1 protein-coding gene is annotated in these 788 nt (G+C 43.5%); it reads left to right on the top strand.

The genetic code is table 11. From position 1 onward, the window contains the following. Window positions 1-624 (top strand): ExeA family protein (locus IEW67_RS17945; protein WP_188634434.1); only part of this gene is annotated, 624 nt, incomplete at its 5' end. Between the last annotated feature and the right edge of the window lie 164 nt (window positions 625-788).

A 788-nucleotide genomic window follows, 5' to 3' on the forward strand; every position in this document is an offset into this window, starting at 1 on the left:
CGGTCATTTAAGGAGTCGCTTAATCCGGCGTTATATCATGTGATCTATTTCCCTTTGTCTACAGGGGGTGTCATGGATTTTTACCGGGGACTGGCTTATGGTTTGGGGGAAGAACCAAAGTTTCGTAAAGTGGATCTGTTTCGCCAGATTCAGTCAGGCATTGAACAAATGGCCCAGGAACGTAAGGTTACCCCTGTTTTTATTCTGGATGAGATGCATATGGCAAAAGATGCATTTTTACAGGATTTAGCGATACTTTTTAACTTTCAAATGGATTCATCGAATCCCTTTATTCTCATATTGGCTGGTCTGCCACATTTGAAAACACGGTTGAATTTGAATCATCACCGGCCATTGGCTCAACGAATCATCATGAGGTATCAAATCCAGCCATTAGGTAAAGAGGATGTGTATGCGTATATAGAGCATCATTTAAAGCTGGCAGGAGCCAGAATGCCGATTTTCAGTCCTACTGCCATGGAAGCAATCGCTTTGCGATCACAAGGCTGGCCGCGTGTCATCAATACATTAACGATGAACTGCCTATTGTATGGGGCACAACAGAAAAAAGAACAAATTGATGAGGAAATTGTCCGTCTGGCAGCTGAGGAAGGTGGCCTATGAGAGTATGCGGTACATTAGAATACAGCAGCGATCAAGACGAGTGGGTCATTTGGTTTGAGTCAGTGGCGCATGAAACATTTGATGGGATGCATATAGAAATGTGGATCGTAGACCACTACCATGAAGTCTATCTTGAACGGGATGGTTATCTGGGAGAAGATGTT

Origin of the sequence: Lentibacillus kapialis (assembly GCF_014646635.1) — a bacterium.
GTDB lineage: Bacteria > Bacillota > Bacilli > Bacillales > Amphibacillaceae > Lentibacillus > Lentibacillus kapialis.